This is a genomic window from Pseudomonas rhodesiae (assembly GCF_013285305.1).
Lineage (GTDB): Bacteria > Pseudomonadota > Gammaproteobacteria > Pseudomonadales > Pseudomonadaceae > Aquipseudomonas > Aquipseudomonas rhodesiae.
This window is the reverse complement of record NZ_CP054205.1, coordinates 2,358,926-2,376,568: the sequence shown is the minus strand read 5'-3', so window position 1 is coordinate 2,376,568 and position 17,643 is coordinate 2,358,926. Positions and strand designations below refer to the sequence as shown.

Sequence of the window (17,643 nt, the reverse complement as noted above, 5' to 3'; positions counted from 1 at the left end):
AGCTGCAAGCTGCAAGTAAAAGCCAATCGGCTCTTTCTTGCCGCTTGCAGCTTGCCGCTTGAAACCCCTAGCTGTACATCCATACAGATAATGGTTGCTCAAATCCATCCGACTGAGCATCCTGCAAAGCATCAACCCGATCTGATGTGATGACCATGCGGCTGTACCTTTGTGAAAAACCCTCCCAGGCCAAGGACATTGCGGCGGTGCTCGGTGCCGGTCGTCGTGGCGATGGGTGTTGGCTGGGCAATGGGGTCACCGTTACCTGGTGCATTGGGCACCTGCTGGAAACCGCCCCGCCCGATGCCTACGACGCCAAGTACAAACGCTGGGTGCTGGCCGATCTGCCGATCGTGCCGGACAAATGGAAGATGCTGGTCAAACCCAAGACCGCCAGCCAGTTCAAAGCGGTCAAGCGCCTGCTGGGGGAAGCCCAGGAACTGGTGATCGCCACCGACGCCGACCGCGAGGGTGAGATGATCGCCCGCGAGTTGGTGGAACATTGCCGCTACCGGGGGCCGATCCAGCGATTGTGGCTGTCGGCGCTGGACGACGCCTCGATTCGCAAGGCCCTGGCCGCGCTCAAGCCCGGCGCCGACACCTTCAGCCTGTACCACTCGGCCCTGGGCCGCTCCCGCGCCGACTGGCTGATCGGCATGAACATGAGCCGCCTATTTACCTTGCTGGGGCGTCAATCCGGTTATCAGGGTGTATTACCGGTGGGCCGGGTGCAAACCCCCACTTTGCGCCTGGTGGTGGACCGCGACCGCAGCATCGCCGATTTCGTCCCGGTGGCGTACTGGGCCATCGATGTCGACCTGCGCCACGCGCACATGACCTTCACCGCTCAATGGCGCGCCACGGAAGACGCCTGTGATGACCAGGGTCGCTGCCTCAACCCGCAGCTGGCGCAGACCGCTGCCGCTGCCATGGGCAACGCCACCAGCGCGCGCCTGGTGAAGCTGCGCACCGAACGCATGCGCGACTTGGCGCCCCTGCCCTTCGACCTCGGCACCCTGCAGGAAATCTGCTCGAAGAAACTCGGCCTGGGCGCTCAGGAAACCCTGGATATCGCCCAATCCCTCTACGAAAGCCACAAGGTCATCACCTACCCGCGCAGCGATTGCGGCTACTTGCCGCTGAGCCAGCACAGCGAGGCAGCGAAGATTCTCGCCGCGCTGGGCCGTGCCGACCCGGCGGTCAGTGAGCTGATGCCGCATATCGATCCCCAGCGGCGCTCGCGGGCGTGGAACGATGCCAAAGTCAGCGCCCACCACGGCATCATTCCTACCGGGGCCGGCAAGGACGTGGGCCAGCTCAGCGGCAAGCACCGCGCGGTGTACACCTTGATTCGCGCGCGCTACCTGGCGCAGTTCCTGCCCCACCACGAATACGATCGCACCCAGGCAGATTTCGATTGCGCCGGTTTTGCCCTGCGCGCGGTGGGCAAAGTGGTGATCGAGCCGGGCTGGAAGCGCGCCCTGCCCGAAGCACTCGCACCCACCAAGGGCCGCGAAGCGCCAGCGCCCCAGGCGCTACCGGCGCTGGTGCAGGGCCAGGATTACGCAGTAGCCAAGGTCACGCTCAAGGACCTGTGGACCCAGCCACCCAAACCCTTTACCGAAGGCGACCTGATCAAGGCGATGAAAAACGTGGCCAAACTGGTGGAAGACCCGTTGCTCAAGCAAAAGCTCAGGGACACCACCGGCATCGGCACCGAAGCCACCCGCGCGGGCATTATCCAGGGGCTGCTCGACCGCGGTTATCTGAGCAAGAATGGCAAGGCGCTGGCCGCCACACCGGCGGCATTCAGCCTGATCGACGTGGTGCCCCGCGCCATCGCCGATCCCGGCACCACTGCCATCTGGGAGCAGGCGCTGGACATGGTGCAAAGCGGTGAAATGAGTCTGGAGGAATTCGTCGCCAAACAGGCAGCCTGGATGAGCAAACAGGTGGCGCGTTGCAATGGCATGCGCATGACCATCACCGGCCCCGCGAGCCCGGCAGGACGAGGGGCCGCACCGTGGAAAAAGAAGCGCAAGGCAGCCCCTCGCAAGACGACAGCGAGCCCTAAACGGGCAAAAAAACCGGTAAATACCGGATAAACACCAAAAAAAACCGGTAAATGACGTTTTTCGACAGGTTTGACGCCGCATTGGTTCTTGCTACGGCGCGGGCTGTCTAGGATTCTGTAGGGGTTCCACTGATTTCCTACAACAACACCGGAGTGGCCGCCATGAAGACCGTTGCACAGTTGCTCAAAGCCAAAGACCAGAAAAACCAGGACGTCCACACCATCCAATGGGATCACACCGTGTTTGAAGCACTGGTGCGGATGTCGGAAAAAAACGTGGGGGCATTGCCGGTCGTCCAAGACAACCAAGTGGTGGGCATCATCAGCGAGCGTGACTACGCGCGCAAAATCATGCTCAAGGGCCTGTCATCGGTGACCACTAAGGTGCATGAGGTGATGAGCGCGCCGGTGATCACGGTGGATACCCATAAGCGCGTCGAAGAATGCATGAACATTATGACCGACAGTCACTTGCGCCACCTGCCCGTGGTCGAAGACGGCAAACTGCTGGGCCTACTGTCCATCGGTGACTTGGTCAAGGAGGCGATTGCCGAGCAGGCTGACCTGATCAAGCAGCTAGAGCAGTACATCCGCGGCGAATAGGAGAAACCATGCTCGATTCCCAGGCGCATCAGCAAGACCACCTCGACACCCTGTACCGGGCCATGACTGATCGGCGTTTTCTGGTACTGACCGGTGCAGGCATCAGCACGTCCTCGGGCATTCCGGACTACCGGGACAGCGAAGGCGTGCGCCGAGGCAAGGCGCCAATGATGTACCAGGAATTCCTGGCCACCCCGCAGGCGCGGCGACGTTACTGGGCGCGCGCCATGCTGGGCTGGCCGCGCGTACGCGTCGCACAACCGAATGCAGCGCACCGAGCGTTGGCCATCTTGCAACAACGCCAGCACATCACCGGGCTGATCACACAAAACGTCGACACCCTACATGATCAGGCCGGCAGCCAAGGTGTGATCGAACTGCACGGTAGCCTGCACCGCGTGCTGTGCCTGGACTGCCAGCAGCGCAGCCAGCGCGATGCGATCCAACAGCTGATGGAAACCCAGAACCCCTACCTGACGGGCGTTGATGCCGTGCAGGCGCCTGACGGAGACACGCTGCTCGACCCGGCCTTTGAAGCGCGCTTTGAGGTGCCCCGGTGTCCATATTGCCAGGGTGAACGATTGAAACCCGACGTAGTGTTTTTTGGTGAGAACGTCGCCCCGTCCACTGCCGCCAAGGCAATGGCGGCAGTGGAACAGTCCGAGGGGTTGCTGGTGGTGGGCTCTTCGCTGATGGCGTATTCGGCATTTCGCTTGTGCAAGGCGATGGTAGAGCAAGGCAAACCGGTGATCGCCATCAACCTGGGTAAGACCCGGGGCGACGAGCTGTTGCAGGTAAAGATCGAAACCTCGTGCGAACAGCTGCTGCCCTTGCTGGCAGACCGCCTGCAATAGCCCCCTCCTCCACCGTAGCGACCGTCCAGCGCAAAAAATGACGCTTAAGTCACGCCTCTGCCGTATCTCCCCGTGCCCACGACGAATTATGTAGTGATCAAAAATAATCACTACATAACCGTTGACGTAACCTTTTTGTCCTTGCATGATCAAGGCGTCTCCCGGATCGGGAGCGTTGGTAACACGCGTTTTGAAAGAGCTCGTCTGACCGCCGAGCTGTTTTTTCCGGATGTGCACTGCCCACAAGGCAGATTGATGAAGCTGACCGATTCGTAAGAGCACGGTACAAGAAGCTCGAATGCTCCTTGTCTTCGTTATGAAAGCATTGCGTAGCAGTTCATCAGTAAGACTACAAGCATCAGGTTCAAGACCCTGCCCGTATTCGGCAGCCAGTTACTAACGCCCGGTTATTGAAGCCGGAGACAACTAAGCAGTTTTAACGGAACCAACTGATAGATCGCCAACTGGTCAAGGGGCTTACACATGAATCTGAACAACCAACCAACTATCGATGAATTGGCTGAGATGTTCGCAGCGCAGAAAGACACACTCGACGACCATATCCTGTGGATTGGCAAATCGGGCGAAGTCAAGATCGACTGCCTGGCGCCCCACACTGAAGAAGCCGAGTTCGACCGTAATAACCGTGAGTTAGCGGCGCGCCTGAAGATGTACCGCCGCGGCCAGGGTTATGTCGGCAAGAAGGCCGCTGCCGATCGCAACTTTATCGAACAAGTATTCGACACACTTAACAACGCTTGGGAGTCTTTCAAAGACAGCTCGCAAGTAAAAGTGATTGATCGCTACTACTAGAAACAACGTGTTCAATGTGGGAGCTGGCTTGCCTGCGATAGCTATTTAACGCTCAACGACAGTGTTGACTGTTAAACCGTGATAACAGGCAAACCATCTCCCACACTTGTTTGTGCTGCGGGTCAAAATGTTGGAAACCGGCCCTTGCCCGCCTCATCGCGAAAAATATCGAACAAGGCTTGCGCCGCCGCCGACAACTCATGCCCCGGCTTGGTCAGCACACCAATCGGCCGCTCGATCACCGGATCACGCAAGGTAATACAATGCGCGCCCGCCTCCTCCATTTGTCTGGCACACAATGCCGGCACGGCGCTGACGCCCAAGCCACTGGCTACCATTTTGCCTACAGTCGCCAATTGATGGCTTTCCAGGGCGACCGGCAGTTTCATCCGTAGCGCACCCAAATGCTCCTCCAGCATCACCCTAACCGTGGAAGGTCGTTGCAAGGTGATAAAGGGGTGTTCCAATAAAGTCTCCCAGCCGATCTCGTCGCACTGCGCCAAGGGTGAATCACCCGACACGACCGCGATGAAGCGATCCAGATACAACGGGGTAAAGGCCAGCGACGAGCCTTCAGACGGTTCGAAGGCCACACCCAGCTCCACCTGGCGATCGCGCACCATCTCCAAGACCTGTTCGTTGATCAAGTCGTGCACCGTTACGTTCACCTGGGGGTAACGCGCGCGGAATATCTTCAAGATCGGCGGCAGCAGGTTGCCGGCGAACGACGGCATCGCCGCCACCGTGACGCGCCCGCGCTGCAAGGTGAAGCGCTGGCGCAGCTCATCCTCGGCGTTATCCCAATCGGCCATCAGGCGGCGGGCCAGGGGCAGCAACGATTCGCCTTCCGGGGTCAGCGCCACATTACGCGTATTGCGGCTGAACAACCGCCCGCCCAGGCCCTCTTCCAGGCCCTTGATGGTCAGGCTCAGCGCCGACTGGGACAAGTGCAGACGCTCGCAGGCGGCGGCGAAACTCAGGCTCTGGGCCACGGCGAGGAAGGCACGCAGCTGTTTCACGGTCATGAAGGTACTCCGAGAGACGGATCAACTATGCTGTTTTCTAAATCAATCAACCTTAAAAAACAACTTAACAAATCAATCCATCGGCGCAACACTCGGTCCATTGGCTGGCCCACAAACAATAAAAGAGGTGCATATGGCAGGTTTCGATAAACGCGTGGCGTCCTACGAAGAGGCATTGGCAGGCCTGGAGGACGGAATGACCGTACTCGCCGGCGGCTTCGGCCTGTGCGGCATCCCGGAAAACCTCATCGCCGAAATCAAGCGCAAAGGCACCCGTGAGCTGACCGTGGTCTCCAACAACTGCGGCGTCGACGGTTTTGGCCTGGGCGTGCTGCTGGAAGAAAAACAGATCCGCAAAGTGATCGCGTCGTACGTGGGTGAGAACGCGCTGTTCGAGAAGCAATTGCTCAGCGGCGAAATCGAAGTGGTGCTGACGCCCCAAGGCACCCTCGCCGAAAAAATGCGCGCAGGCGGTGCCGGTATCCCGGCTTTCTTTACCGCAACCGGTGTCGGTACCCCAGTGGCCGAAGGCAAAGAAACCCGCGAGTTCAACGGTCGTCCTTACCTGATGGAGGAGTCCATCACCGGCGACTTCGCCATCGTCAAAGGCTGGAAAGCCGACCACTTCGGTAACGTGATCTACCGCCACACCGCTCAGAACTTCAACCCGCTGGCCGCCACCGCCGGCAAGATCACCGTGGTCGAAGTCGAAGAAATCGTCGAACCGGGCGAGCTGGACCCGGCGCAGATCCACACCCCTGGCATCTACGTCGATCGGATCATCTGCGGCACTTTCGAGAAGCGCATCGAACAGCGCACCGTCCGCAAATAATCCGCCTCCAGCCCGAACAATAAGGACACACAAAATGGCTCTTACCCGCGAACAAATGGCTCAACGCGTCGCCCGCGAAATGCAGGACGGCTTTTACGTCAACCTCGGCATCGGCATTCCGACCCTGGTGGCCAACTACATCCCCGACGGCATGGAAGTGATGCTGCAATCGGAAAACGGCCTGCTCGGTATGGGCCCGTTTCCTACCGAAGACACCATCGATGCCGACATGATCAACGCCGGTAAACAGACGGTGACCGCACGCATCGGTGCGTCGATTTTCTCCTCTGCCGAGTCCTTCGCGATGATTCGTGGCGGTCACGTCGACCTCACCGTGCTCGGCGCATTTGAAGTCGATGTGCAGGGCAACATCGCTTCGTGGATGATCCCCGGCAAACTGGTCAAGGGCATGGGCGGCGCCATGGACCTGGTGGCCGGTGCGGAAAACATCATCGTGATCATGACCCACGCCTCCAAAGACGGAGAGTCCAAGTTGCTTGATCGCTGCAGCCTGCCGCTGACCGGCGCGCACTGCATCAAACGCGTGCTTACGGACCTGGCGTACCTGGAAATCGAAAATGGCGCTTTTGTCCTCAAGGAACGCGCACCTGGCGTCAGCGTTGAAGAGATTGTGAGCAAGACCGCCGGTAAACTGATCGTCCCGGACCACGTTCCAGAAATGCATTTCCAGTGAGGACAGATTCCATGCAAGACGTCGTGATTGTTGCTGCCACCCGCACCGCCGTGGGCAGCTTTCAAGGTTCGCTGGCCAGCGTCCCGGCTCCGGAACTGGGCGCCGCCGTAATCCGTCGCCTGTTGGAGCAGACCGGCCTGGACCCGGCCCAAGTCGATGAAGTGATCCTCGGCCAAGTACTCACCGCAGGCTCCGGCCAGAACCCCGCGCGCCAGGCCTCGATCCTCGCCGGCCTGCCCCACGCGGTGCCGAGCCTGACCCTGAACAAGGTCTGCGGCTCGGGCCTCAAAGCCCTGCACCTCGGTGCCCAGGCCATCCGCTGCGGCGACGCCGACGTCATCATCGCCGGCGGCATGGAGAACATGAGCCTGGCCCCCTACGTACTGCCTGCCGCGCGCACTGGTTTGCGCATGGGCCACGCCAAGATGATCGACAGCATGATCACCGACGGCCTGTGGGATGCGTTCAACGACTACCACATGGGCATCACTGCTGAGAACCTGGTGGACAAATATGGCATCAGCCGCGAAGCCCAGGACGCCTTTGCCGCCGCTTCTCAGCAGAAGGCTGCGGCAGCCATCGAGGCTGGGCGATTTGTAGATGAGATCACCCCGATCCTGATCCCCCAGCGCAAGGGCGACCCAATCGCCTTCGCCGTGGATGAGCAACCGCGCGCCGGCACCACTGCCGAGTCCCTGGCCAAGCTCAAGCCGGCCTTCAAGAAAGACGGCAGCGTCACCGCCGGCAACGCCTCCAGCCTCAATGACGGCGCCGCTGCAGTAATGCTGATGAGTTCCGATAAGGCGAAAGCCCTCGGTCTGCCCGTGCTAGCCCGCATTGCCAGTTACGCCAACGCAGGCGTGGACCCGGCCATCATGGGCATCGGCCCGGTATCGGCCACCCGTCGCTGCCTGGACAAAGCCGGTTGGAGCCTGGGCGATCTGGACCTGATCGAAGCCAACGAAGCCTTCGCCGCGCAATCCCTGGCGGTAGGCAAAGAGCTGGAGTGGGATGCTGACAAGGTCAACGTCAATGGCGGCGCTATCGCCATCGGCCACCCGATTGGCGCCTCGGGTTGCCGCGTGCTGGTGACCCTGCTGCACGAAATGATCAAGCGCGATGCCAAAAAAGGCCTGGCGACCTTGTGCATCGGCGGTGGCCAGGGCGTAGCCCTGGCCCTGGAACGCAACTGATAAAAACAGCAACATCGCTCAACTATCGGAGGGGGCTTGCCCCCCCTCCCACCTTTGATCTTCATTGTCTGGCAGCTTGAGGCATTGCAAATACCTCATTGGAAGCCATCGCCATCAGCCATACAAATCTCGCACGGGGCTTTCAGCGCTTCATACAACGCTGATAACGCTCATCCACGCGCTTGGCAAACCATGCCGTGGTCAGGTTACGGGTGATCTTCGGGCTCTTGAGCACAATCCCCGGCAGAATCGCCCGTGGCAGGGGTTTGCCGGCAGCCTTGTCGGCGAGGGCGAACACACGTTGGTAAAGGGTGGTTTCTTCGAAATCCAAGCGCTCGCCCTGCTCCAGCTGGCTGCGGATGCTGGGGTTGCGCATGTCCAGCTTCGCGCCCAACGAACGCACCGCCAGCTCCGTGGTACCGGGCAGTAGCGAGCCGTAGCGAATCAAGTCCCCATCCAGCGCCAGCTCGACCCCCGAAGCCCGACTGACCGCCGCCTGAAACGCCGCATTGCGGCTGGCATACCAACCGGCGTTGAAGTCAGCGAAGCGATACAGCGGTTGATCGTAGTTCACCGGATAGCCGAGCAAATGGGCGATGCCGAAGTACATGCCGCCACGGCGGGTGAACACTTCGCGTCGGATTGATCCGTCCACGGTGTAGGGATAACCCCGCGCTTGTTTCTGTGCAAAGTCGATGCTCACCTGCATCGGCCCGGCGGTGTGCACCGGGTTGAACCCGCCGAACAGCGTTTTGCCCAACGGCACCATGCTGATGAAGTCATCGAAAATACCGCTCAAGTCTTTTTCCGTACGCGCGGCGCTCAGACGTTCGGCGTAGGTCTTGCCGGTGGGCGAATTCAGTTGCAATGCGCTGCGCACCACAAAGGCCGGCACATGCACCTTGCCGGCACGGCGCAGGATTTCATCCTGGGCGATTTTGCCCATATTGGGCACCGGCGGGTCGACCTGGAAGGTGGACTCCTGCTCGGTCACCGCCAGCACCGCGCAGATATTTTCGGTGCTCGGGTAAATCTTCTGGGTATCAAAGGCCGTGTAGATATCCTGGGCCCAGCCATTGCGGTCCGTAACCTTGGGTGGCAGCAACCGCACGATCTGCGCCTTGACCTCGGCTTCGCTGCGTTCCGGTTGCTGCGGGCCACGGGCGGTGGAGCACCCCGCCAGTACCAGCAAGGGCAAAAGGCAGAGGATCAGGCGGCTTGAATACATGAAGATTCCTTGAGTGACGGCGGGCCGTGAGTTGCACGTTTCGACAGGTAAGTCTAACCAGGGTTCGTGGGTTCGGTAGGCTCGCCCGTTACGACCGGATGTGACCGCTGCCGAAACATCCCACGCAAGCGCCGGATAAGCTCTACTCCCCTGCCCCATAAACCTCTGCAAAGTCCCTCGCCTGATCACACAGTGCGAAGGATTGCAGATGTTTTTTTTCGTTATGGCCCTGATTGATAGGGCAGCCTCATGATTGGCGCGACCAGCCAGACCATTGGCTTTCTGGTACTCGCCGCCTTGGATGCAAAGACCCGCGACGTTGAGTCGGTACTCAGGGATTTTCGTGGATGCCTCAATAGTTACGACGCCTGGGCCGAGAGTGTCCTCAGTTTTTCGGCGCTGAATATCGAGCAGGTGTTCAAGGCCGGAGATGAAGCGGAGCGGGTCGCGCCGATCAACCGCTCGCTGTTCCCCAGCAGCGCGGTCGCGACCTGCCGGGCCGATGGCACCTTGACCTTGGTGCATCGGTTCCAGAGTTCACGGTTCGTACCCATCGGCGATACACCGGTGATACTCCAGCGCATCGATGCAGACGGCACGCTGCTGGGCGAGCCTATCCATAAAACCATCGGGCCCAGCGGCATTCTTGAACTCAAGGAATGCGAACGCAACCAGCGCTACCGCATCCACTTCTACCCCAATGTGTCCGCCGCGCATTTCAAGGCGCTGTACGCCTCTTATCAGGCGGTCATCGCGCCGCTGGAGGCGTGGCTGCGCAGCGAATGGTCCGACACCTTCGAACCGCTTTGGCAGGACTACTCCGAGGCGAACTTCCTTAAGCGCTACCTCTCGCTCCACGCCGCCTACGCACGCGGATTCGGCGAAGCGCTGTACTCGCTGTGGGACAACCTCAAGCAACTGTTCCAGTGGCTGTCGGACCCGGTGGCCCATGCCGAGCAATGGCTGCGGTATCTGTCCCAGGCCGAGTTTGACCAGTTGCTGGCGCTCGGTGCCGACGCTATTGCGACGGGCTTGCTGATGCTCAGCGATGAGCCGTTGTTGTTCATTTACCTGGCGACGATGGTCAGTTGGATGCGCCTGCTGCCACCGCCGTATATGAATGAGCTGCTCGGAGAAGTCACTGGCGAGGTGCTGATCAACCTGTTGCTGATCTGGGCCACAGCGGGCATGGGCGTGGCGGTTCGCTTGGGCGCGCAGGTGCTGGGTAGGATCAAGTCGCGGCGCGCGCGCCAGTGGTTGGAACATTTGGCCGAGCAGTTTGGCAAGGTGCGCGTCGAGGAGCATGCCGAGGCGGCCAAGCCGGTGTTGCTCAGTCGCCAGACCACGGCGGTCGATACGATCCCGGTGGGGCCGTTGAAGGCTGGGGATCAATGGGTTTCCAACCCGGTCACAGCGGCGCGCAACAAGACGCAGCAGACGGTGTTGGTGCGGCAGGAGCCTATGGATGACGTGCCAGTTTCGGGAAAAAACCCGAACGGCGATGCGGCGGCTTCTGCGGATAAAACCGTCACTAACGGCTGCCCGGTGTCGATGGTCACCGGCGAGGAATTGCTGACCCTGACTGACGGTGTTCTGGATGGGGTGTTGCCGTTCGAGTGGACGCGCCTGTATCGCACCAGTGCGGTGGAAGTCGATGTAGGACTGGGGGTTGGCTGGAGCCATGGGCTGGCGCAGCGGCTGGTGGTTTCAGGCGATTCGGTGGTCTGGACCGACCATGAAAATCGCTCAATTTCCTTTCCAATGCCCACCGTTGCGAGGCCGGCAATCACCAATAGCCTGGCCGAAGCGGCGATCTATCTGGGGGCTTCGCCGGATGAGCTGGTGCTGGCCCAGGCATCGCGGTTCTACCACTTTCGCGACGGTGTGCTGACGGCGATCAGCGATGCGTATGACAACCGCCTGCGAATTTTCCGCGATGTGCTCGGACGTATCGAGCGGGTGGATAACGGGGTGGGTCGCTCGTTGTTTCTGCGCTATGGGAGCGGGCGCATTGTCGCGGTGGACTACCAGATTCAGCGCGCCGAAGGCCGTGGTCCGTATGTCTGGACGACTGAGCAAAACGTCGTTTCCTACGCCTATGACGACCTGGGCCGACTGGTCTCGGCGACCAATGCCGTCGGCGAGAGCGAGGTGTACCGCTACGACGAGCAGCACGTCATTGTTGAGCGCGGCCTGGCCGGTGGGGCGAGTTTCTTCTGGGCGTGGGAACGCTCCGGCAAGGCGGCGCGCTGTGTGCGGCACTGGGCCAGCTTCTCGCAGATGGACACGCGCTATGTGTGGGGCGATGACGGCCAAGTCACGGTGCACAACGCCGATGGCAGCCAGGAAATCTATGTCCACGACGACCGTGCGCGATTGGTGCAACGCATCGATCCCGATGGCGCGCAGCACTTCAAATCCTACGACGCTAAAGGCCGGCTGACGGTCGAGCAGGATCCGCTGGGCGCGGTGACGGCCTACCAGTACGACGAGGCCGGACGGCTGGTGGCGCTGTTTCCCGGCGAAGATGAGCCCACTACCTACGAGCATGACCACGGTTTCGTACGCGTGGTGCGCCGGGGTGAAGCGGTCTGGAAATACGAGCGCAATGACCAGGGCGATATCACCCGTAGCATCGATCCCGACGGTCACGTTACCGACTACAGCTACAACAAACATGGGCAACTGACCGGGGTTTGGTACCCGGATCACAGCTGCCATCGCTTGGTGTGGAATGAGCGCGGGCAACTGGTTGAGGAGCAGTTGCCCAATGGTGGCATCAGGCGCTATCGCTACGACGACCTGGGCCACGAGGTGGCGCGCGAAGATGAACACGGCGCGCTGACCCAGTACCAGTGGGACGCTGTGGGTCGGCTGACTCGTCTGACCCTGCCGGGCGGTGCCACCCGCGAATACAGCTACAACCCCTACGGCAAAATCACCGCCGAACGCGACGAACTCGGCCACGTCACCCGCTACGACTACGCTGACGGCCTGCACCTGATCAGCCGTCGCCTGAATGCCGATGGCACTCAGGTCAACTACCGCTACGACAATGCCCGGTTGTTGCTCACCGAAATCGAAAACGAAGTCGGCGAAACCTACCGGCTCGACTACCACCCCAACGGCCTGATCCAGCAGGAAGTCGGCTTCGACGGCCAACGCACCGCCTACGCCTACGACCTTAACGGCCACCTGCAGGAAAAGACCGAATACGGCGACGATGGTAGTCAGTGGGTGACGCGTTATGAGCGCGACCATGCCGGACGCCTGGTACGAAAAACCCTGCCCGATGACAGCGTCGTTGAATATACCTACGACCGCCAGGGCAATCTCCTCAGTGTCGACGACGGCCACTGGGCGTTGGCCTACGAGTATGACCGCCAAAACCGCCTCACCGCCGAACACCAGGGCTGGGGCACACTGCGCTATGGCTACGACGCCTGCGGCCAGCTCAAGCACCTGCGCCTGCCGGATAACAACCGCGTGGCCTTCAACCGCGACAAGGGCGGGCACCTTGCGACTGTTGAATTGAATGGCAAAACCCTGACGTCGCACCTATTCAACGCCGGTCTCGAACACCAGCGCCAACAGGGCCAACTGCTTAGCCACTACCACTACGACGACCAGCAACGCCTGCACGCCCACGCCGTCACCCACCAGAGCCACCCGCTGCTGCAGCGCCAATACGACTACGACCGAGCCGGCAACCTCACCCGCCTGCTCGACACCCGCAAAGGCGAACACCACTACCGCTACGACCCGCTGCAACGCCTGACCCGCGCCGACCATTCCCACGACGTGCAGGAACGTTTCGCCCACAACCCGGCCGGCAACCTGCTGATGCAAAACCGCCCCGGCCCCGACATCGTCGCCGGCAACCGCCTGCTGATCCAGGGAGAGCGCCACTACACCTACGACGCCTTCGGCAACCTGACCCAGGAACGCCGTGGCAAAGGCCAGCAACTCGTCACGGAATACCGTTATGACAGCCAGCACCGGCTGATCGAAATCGCCCAGCCTAACGGCCAAACCGCCAGCTACCGATACGACCCGTTTGGCCGACGTATCAGCAAAACCGTCGATGACCTCACCACCGAATTTTTCTGGCAAGGCGACACACTTATCGCCGAACACCAAGCGGGCCGCCACCGCAGCTACCTCTACGAACCCGACAGCTTCCGGCCGCTAGTCCTACTGGAAGGCTTCGGTCCAGACCACACCCAGCCCTACCACTACCAACTCGACCACCTCGGCACGCCGCAAGAACTCACAGCCTCGGATGGCGAAATCGTCTGGTCCGCGCACTACCGCGCCTACGGCGAAATCGCCCGCCTCGACGTAGGCAAACTCGACAACCCACTGCGTTTCCAGGGCCAATACTTCGACGAAGAAAGCGGCCTGCACTACAACCGTCATCGCTACTACAATCCGGATATTGGTCGCTACCTGACGCCGGACCCGGTGAAGTTGGCGGGTGGGATTAATGGGTATCGGTATGTACCTAACCCTACGGGGTGGGTGGATCCGCTGGGCCTAAGTTGTAAGATAGGTGCGTGTCCTAGCAAGAAAACAGATACCACCCAAACGAAAAAAGTTTCGGGCGGAACTTTAGTCAAACATGAAGATGCAGGCGGGCACTTAATTAAGAAACACGTAGAGCAGACAGATGCTCAATTAATTGAAAGACTTGACTTAGAACCCAGCATACCAGCAGCATCGACATTTAGATCACTAGAAGAGGCGGAAAGACTTGTATCTAAAGCCTTATTATCTCGCCATCAGGATATATCAAAATTTCTCAAGGGAACAAAAGACAAATACATTATTAGAGAACACTCAAATCAAGCGGTAGGACTGAGCGTTATAAGAGGCACAAGAGAGTCAGTCCCTGTCTATAAATTCATGCTAATTCTAATAAAAAAACCCAAGATGCCCGATGGTTACCTACTACTGACTGGATATCCAATAGAAAAATGAATGAACAATTAACCGAACTTCAACAATTTTTTGGTGCTTATTTTAACCAAGACTGGCCAGAGGATCATGCCACAGCTGACGACGTCATTGACAGCTTCCTACTAGACTCATCCAAGGAGGTTATCATGTCAGTAAAAAATGAGATCATAGATCTAATTAACTCTTACCAAAACGAATCAGACTTTCTGGAAAAGCTATTGCACGAGCAATATTGCTACTATTACTACCCCCATGAGTGGGCGTCCGGACCGCTTTGGCTGAACCACATAATTCACAAATTCGACAGCTACCTGTCCGAAAAGTAAAACCAATAAAAATATTTAAACAGAGAAAATAGCGAAGTACTTAAAAGGCAGATCATCACAAGCAAGCTTATTCACAGCGGGCCGTGAAACCGCCCCAGTCAGGGCGACGTGATATCTCGGGGGACGGTGCCTGGTTTAGGGATGCTACGCAGCCCAACGCAGGGCAAGCCTGCTCACCACAAAACAGGCTCAAGGCCCGAGCAAGCCTACGGCCTGGGTGTATCCGCTGGGGCTGAGCTGTAAAAAAACGAACTGCCCTGAGGGGCCGTATAGCGTAATAGTGCCAGGAGGAGGTTTAGCCGCACACGAAGCTGCAGGAGGACATCTGATGGAAAAGCACGTTGGGAGAACTAACAAACAGTTGCTTGACCGTTTGAAGCAGGAACCAAACATCCCTGCGGCCTCTACCTTTCACGACCGGGCCTCAGCAGAGCTCGCCATATCAAGTGTAATCAACGAAAACAAAACTAAAATTAAAAACTTTCTCAAAGGAAGCAACAACCAGTTGGCAATCATCCAAAAGTCCAAAGAAACAATAGGCACCAGTATTAAAAAGAAAACTACAACACCAGTTCCAGGAAAAGAAATTTACTTAATCATTCGAAGAGACAAAAACATGCCCAATGGCTACCGCATCCACACAGGCTTTCCAAACCCATGAACCAAGACTACCCTGAGCTACAGCAATTTCTCGCTGGATATTTCAATCAAGATTGGGTGGATGATCACAAAAGCGCGGATGACGTGATTAATTACTTTATCTCTGACTCCTCTGAAGAGACAAAGACGATAGTGCAACGAGAACTGGAAAGATTAATTTCCACTGAGAAAACCGAGAAAGAACTTGAAGACTTTTTATTTTCCGAGATGGGTTGCTACTACTATTATCTCAACGAATGGAACGATGGCAGAACATGGTTAAAACATGTTGCATCAGCATTAAGGAACGGCAACCCTAAAAAATAGCGCATTCAATGGAAAGATTTATTAATTATGGGAATATTATTTACCGTCAAATAAATTAGTCTTCTATTTGCAAGTCATGGGCTGCTACGCAGCCCATCGCAGGACAAGCCTGCTCACCACAACGGTCTCGCGTTGTCTTCAGATCCCCGCCAACGCCAAATCCATCGCAAAGTACGTGAAGATCAAATCCGCCCCCGCACGCTTGATTGACCCCAGCGTCTCGCGCACTACTCGATCCTCATCAATCGCCCCCGCCTGAGCCCCAAACTTGATCATCGCGTATTCACCGCTCACCTGATACGCCGCCACTGGCAGGCGCGAGGCTTCGCGGATGTCGCGGATGATGTCGAGGTAGGCGCCGGCCGGTTTGACCATCAGCGCGTCGGCGCCTTCCTGTTCGTCGAGCAGGGATTCGCGCACGGCTTCGCGGCGGTTCATGGGGTTCATTTGGTAGCTTTTGCGGTCGCCCTTGAGCGCGCTGCCGCCGGCTTCGCGGAATGGGCCGTAGAGGGCCGAGGCGAATTTGGTCGAGTACGCCATGATCGGGATATGGGTGAAGCCGGCGTCGTCGAGGGCGCGGCGGATGGCCTGGACCTGGCCGTCCATGGCCGCCGACGGTGCAATCACATCAGCACCGGCGCGGGCGGCGGCCACGGCTTGTTTGCCGAGGTTGACCAGGGTCGCGTCATTGTCGACGTGGGCGCCGTGCATCACGCCGCAGTGGCCGTGGTCGGTGTATTCGCAGAAGCAGGTGTCGGACATCACCACCATCTCCGGCACGGCGTCCTTGATGATCGAGGACATGCGCGAGACCAGGCCGCGTTCTTTCCAGGTGTCGCTGCCATTGGCGTCCAGATGGTGGGACACACCGAAGGTCATCACCGACTTGATGCCGGCACGGGCAAACCGCTCGATCTCGCCGGCCAGTTTTTTCTCAGGGATGCGTCGCACGCCCGGCATGCTGGTAATCGGCACGAAGTCGTCGATTTCTTCCTCGACGAAAATCGGCAGCACCAGGTCGTTGAGGGTGAACTCGGTTTCCTGGAACAGACCACGCAGCTCCGGGGAGCGGCGCAGGCGGCGTGGACGGGCTTGGGGGAACTGGCTGGTCATGGCTTTCCTGAAAAAATGGCAGAAATCTTTGGGGCGAAAGCTTATGCCCATTGGCCCCGGCAGCACAAACGCCGAGGGGCCAACAGTGTATTGCCAGGGGCGCAATAATGTATTGATCTAGAGCTGTAGACGCCCTTCGATGCACACGGTGACAGCGCCACCGACCCAGATTTCATCGCCTTGACGTTCAACGCGAATACGCCCCGCACGCCCTATGGCCGTGCCCTGACTGACCACGTAGCACGGCGGCGCAAGCCCTTCGCTGAGCAGCCATTGCGCGACGCCGGCATTCAGGCTGCCGGTGGCCGGGTCTTCCTGGGCGCCATCGCCTGCGACAAAAGCACGCACCTCAAACTGCGCGTCCACGTCGTCGCGTACCGGGTTGCACGGGGCGATCACGCCGACGGCTAACCCCAATAGCTGTGAATAGTCCGGCTGCAACGCCAGGAGCTGGTCACGATCAGCCAACATGAGCGCAAGCCACCCTGCACCATTGTCGACCCACTGACTGCGCACGATGCTGTCCGGCGGCAGCCCCAACCCCAGGCGTACACGCTCAAGCAACGGCGCGTCGACGGCACCGGAGCGTAACAACGGCGGCGCAATAAACGCCAACTCGGCGCCTTGGCGACGGATACGCACCAGGCCGATTTCACACTCCTGGATAATCTCCTCGCCTTTGGGCACGCCGCCAGCCTGGAGCCATGCGTGGCAAGTGCCCAGCGTCGGGTGGCCGGCGAACGGCAACTCCTGCAACGTGGTAAAGATCCTTACTCGGTAGTCGGCACGAGGGTCCCGCGGTGTCAGCAAAAACGTGGTTTCGCTGAGGTTCGTCCACTTGGCAAAGTCGGCCATCTGTTGGTCGCTGAGGCTGTCGGCACCGAGGACGACGGCCAGCGGGTTGCCCTTTAGCGATACGCTGCTGAATACATCCAGTTGTTTGAAATCGAAAGTCGGCATGGA

Annotated in this window: 15 protein-coding genes; 11 read left to right on the top strand and 4 right to left on the bottom strand. The window is 59.1% G+C overall.

Annotation, left to right across the window (positions count from 1 at the left end):
* The first annotated feature begins 155 nt into the window (after positions 1 to 155).
* The 4 genes from HRH33_RS10895 to HRH33_RS10880 all read left to right on the top strand — a co-directional run bounded on the left by HRH33_RS10895 (position 156) and on the right by HRH33_RS10880 (position 4,344).
* Entirely contained in the window at positions 156 to 2,105 is a 1,950-nt protein-coding gene (locus tag HRH33_RS10895; protein ID WP_167417403.1) for a DNA topoisomerase III, read from the top strand.
* 131 nt (positions 2,106 to 2,236) lie between these two features.
* A complete protein-coding gene (locus tag HRH33_RS10890) occupies positions 2,237 to 2,677 on the top strand; it encodes a CBS domain-containing protein (RefSeq protein WP_094066321.1) in 441 nt (146 codons plus the stop codon).
* A gap of 8 nt (positions 2,678 to 2,685) precedes the next feature.
* Entirely contained in the window at positions 2,686 to 3,531 is an 846-nt protein-coding gene (locus HRH33_RS10885) for an NAD-dependent protein deacetylase (RefSeq protein ID WP_094066322.1), read from the top strand.
* 483 nt (positions 3,532 to 4,014) lie between these two features.
* Positions 4,015 to 4,344, top strand: a complete 330-nt coding sequence (locus HRH33_RS10880) for a hypothetical protein (RefSeq protein ID WP_034097212.1) — start codon at positions 4,015 to 4,017, stop codon at positions 4,342 to 4,344.
* Positions 4,345 to 4,466: 122 nt separating this feature from the next.
* On the opposite strand, the gene HRH33_RS10875 is transcribed toward HRH33_RS10880, so the two are convergent.
* Positions 4,467 to 5,369 carry a LysR family transcriptional regulator gene (locus HRH33_RS10875; protein ID WP_034137745.1) on the bottom strand — a complete coding sequence of 301 codons (903 nt, stop codon included), beginning with the start codon at positions 5,367 to 5,369 and terminating at the stop codon, positions 4,467 to 4,469.
* 133 nt (positions 5,370 to 5,502) lie between these two features.
* Between HRH33_RS10875 and HRH33_RS10870 the strand changes: the two genes are divergently transcribed.
* Genes HRH33_RS10870 through HRH33_RS10860 form a run of 3 tightly spaced genes read left to right on the top strand, consistent with a single transcriptional unit; the run spans position 5,503 to position 8,088 of the window.
* Complete coding sequence (locus HRH33_RS10870; RefSeq protein WP_034097208.1) at positions 5,503 to 6,201, top strand: CoA transferase subunit A; 699 nt, start codon at positions 5,503 to 5,505, stop codon at positions 6,199 to 6,201.
* Between the two features lie 34 nt (positions 6,202 to 6,235).
* The gene (locus tag HRH33_RS10865) at positions 6,236 to 6,895 is read left to right on the top strand and encodes a CoA transferase subunit B (RefSeq protein ID WP_034097206.1); all 660 of its coding nucleotides are present in this window, start codon (positions 6,236 to 6,238) and stop codon (positions 6,893 to 6,895) included.
* Between the two features lie 11 nt (positions 6,896 to 6,906).
* Positions 6,907 to 8,088, top strand: coding sequence for an acetyl-CoA C-acetyltransferase (locus HRH33_RS10860; RefSeq protein ID WP_167417402.1), 1,182 nt, complete (start codon positions 6,907 to 6,909; stop codon positions 8,086 to 8,088).
* A gap of 142 nt (positions 8,089 to 8,230) precedes the next feature.
* Here HRH33_RS10860 and HRH33_RS10855 read toward each other — a convergent pair whose 3' ends face one another.
* Positions 8,231 to 9,316: a DUF1615 domain-containing protein gene (locus HRH33_RS10855; protein ID WP_034097203.1), complete on the bottom strand. Its 1,086-nt coding sequence runs from the start codon at positions 9,314 to 9,316 to the stop codon at positions 8,231 to 8,233.
* A 249-nt stretch (positions 9,317 to 9,565) separates the two neighbouring features.
* Here HRH33_RS10855 and HRH33_RS10850 point away from each other — a divergent pair, with 249 nt between their 5' ends.
* From HRH33_RS10850 to HRH33_RS10835, 4 genes are all read left to right on the top strand, one after another.
* On the top strand, positions 9,566 to 14,296 hold the full coding sequence (locus HRH33_RS10850) for an RHS repeat-associated core domain-containing protein (RefSeq protein ID WP_173603442.1): 4,731 nt from the start codon (positions 9,566 to 9,568) through the stop codon (positions 14,294 to 14,296).
* Entirely contained in the window at positions 14,293 to 14,601 is a 309-nt protein-coding gene (locus tag HRH33_RS10845; protein WP_167417950.1) for a contact-dependent growth inhibition system immunity protein, read from the top strand. Before HRH33_RS10850 ends, HRH33_RS10845 begins: the two co-directional genes overlap by 4 nt.
* A gap of 328 nt (positions 14,602 to 14,929) precedes the next feature.
* Positions 14,930 to 15,262, top strand: coding sequence for an RNase A-like domain-containing protein (locus HRH33_RS10840; protein ID WP_173603441.1), 333 nt, complete (start codon positions 14,930 to 14,932; stop codon positions 15,260 to 15,262).
* Complete coding sequence (locus HRH33_RS10835; RefSeq protein ID WP_123480158.1) at positions 15,259 to 15,567, top strand: contact-dependent growth inhibition system immunity protein; 309 nt, start codon at positions 15,259 to 15,261, stop codon at positions 15,565 to 15,567. Before HRH33_RS10840 ends, HRH33_RS10835 begins: the two co-directional genes overlap by 4 nt.
* A gap of 138 nt (positions 15,568 to 15,705) precedes the next feature.
* Here the strand turns inward: HRH33_RS10835 and hemB are convergent, their stop codons facing one another.
* Both hemB and HRH33_RS10825 read right to left on the bottom strand, forming a co-directional pair.
* Positions 15,706 to 16,680 (bottom strand): porphobilinogen synthase, encoded by a 975-nt coding sequence (gene hemB / locus HRH33_RS10830; RefSeq protein ID WP_034112899.1) that lies wholly within the window; start codon positions 16,678 to 16,680, stop codon positions 15,706 to 15,708.
* 117 nt (positions 16,681 to 16,797) lie between these two features.
* A complete protein-coding gene (locus HRH33_RS10825; RefSeq protein WP_167417951.1) occupies positions 16,798 to 17,640 on the bottom strand; it encodes a PhzF family phenazine biosynthesis protein in 843 nt (280 codons plus the stop codon).
* Between the last annotated feature and the right edge of the window lie 3 nt (positions 17,641 to 17,643).

Bases quoted from the DNA above. Each gene is read 5' to 3' on its own strand.
- HRH33_RS10850 (WP_173603442.1), top strand. From the start codon at position 9,566: ATGATTGGCGCGACCAGCCAGACCATTGGCTTTCTGGTACTCGCCGCC.
- HRH33_RS10840 (WP_173603441.1), top strand. From the start codon at position 14,930: ATGGAAAAGCACGTTGGGAGAACTAACAAACAGTTGCTTGACCGTTTG.
- HRH33_RS10895 (WP_167417403.1), top strand. From the start codon at position 156: ATGCGGCTGTACCTTTGTGAAAAACCCTCCCAGGCCAAGGACATTGCG.
- HRH33_RS10865 (WP_034097206.1), top strand. From the start codon at position 6,236: ATGGCTCTTACCCGCGAACAAATGGCTCAACGCGTCGCCCGCGAAATG.
- HRH33_RS10880 (WP_034097212.1), top strand. From the start codon at position 4,015: ATGAATCTGAACAACCAACCAACTATCGATGAATTGGCTGAGATGTTC.
- HRH33_RS10875 (WP_034137745.1), bottom strand. From the start codon at position 5,369: ATGACCGTGAAACAGCTGCGTGCCTTCCTCGCCGTGGCCCAGAGCCTG.
- HRH33_RS10870 (WP_034097208.1), top strand. From the start codon at position 5,503: ATGGCAGGTTTCGATAAACGCGTGGCGTCCTACGAAGAGGCATTGGCA.
- HRH33_RS10855 (WP_034097203.1), bottom strand. From the start codon at position 9,316: ATGTATTCAAGCCGCCTGATCCTCTGCCTTTTGCCCTTGCTGGTACTG.
- HRH33_RS10845 (WP_167417950.1), top strand. From the start codon at position 14,293: ATGAATGAACAATTAACCGAACTTCAACAATTTTTTGGTGCTTATTTT.
- HRH33_RS10890 (WP_094066321.1), top strand. From the start codon at position 2,237: ATGAAGACCGTTGCACAGTTGCTCAAAGCCAAAGACCAGAAAAACCAG.
- HRH33_RS10835 (WP_123480158.1), top strand. From the start codon at position 15,259: ATGAACCAAGACTACCCTGAGCTACAGCAATTTCTCGCTGGATATTTC.
- hemB (WP_034112899.1), bottom strand. From the start codon at position 16,680: ATGACCAGCCAGTTCCCCCAAGCCCGTCCACGCCGCCTGCGCCGCTCC.
- HRH33_RS10825 (WP_167417951.1), bottom strand. From the start codon at position 17,640: ATGCCGACTTTCGATTTCAAACAACTGGATGTATTCAGCAGCGTATCG.
- HRH33_RS10885 (WP_094066322.1), top strand. From the start codon at position 2,686: ATGCTCGATTCCCAGGCGCATCAGCAAGACCACCTCGACACCCTGTAC.
- HRH33_RS10860 (WP_167417402.1), top strand. From the start codon at position 6,907: ATGCAAGACGTCGTGATTGTTGCTGCCACCCGCACCGCCGTGGGCAGC.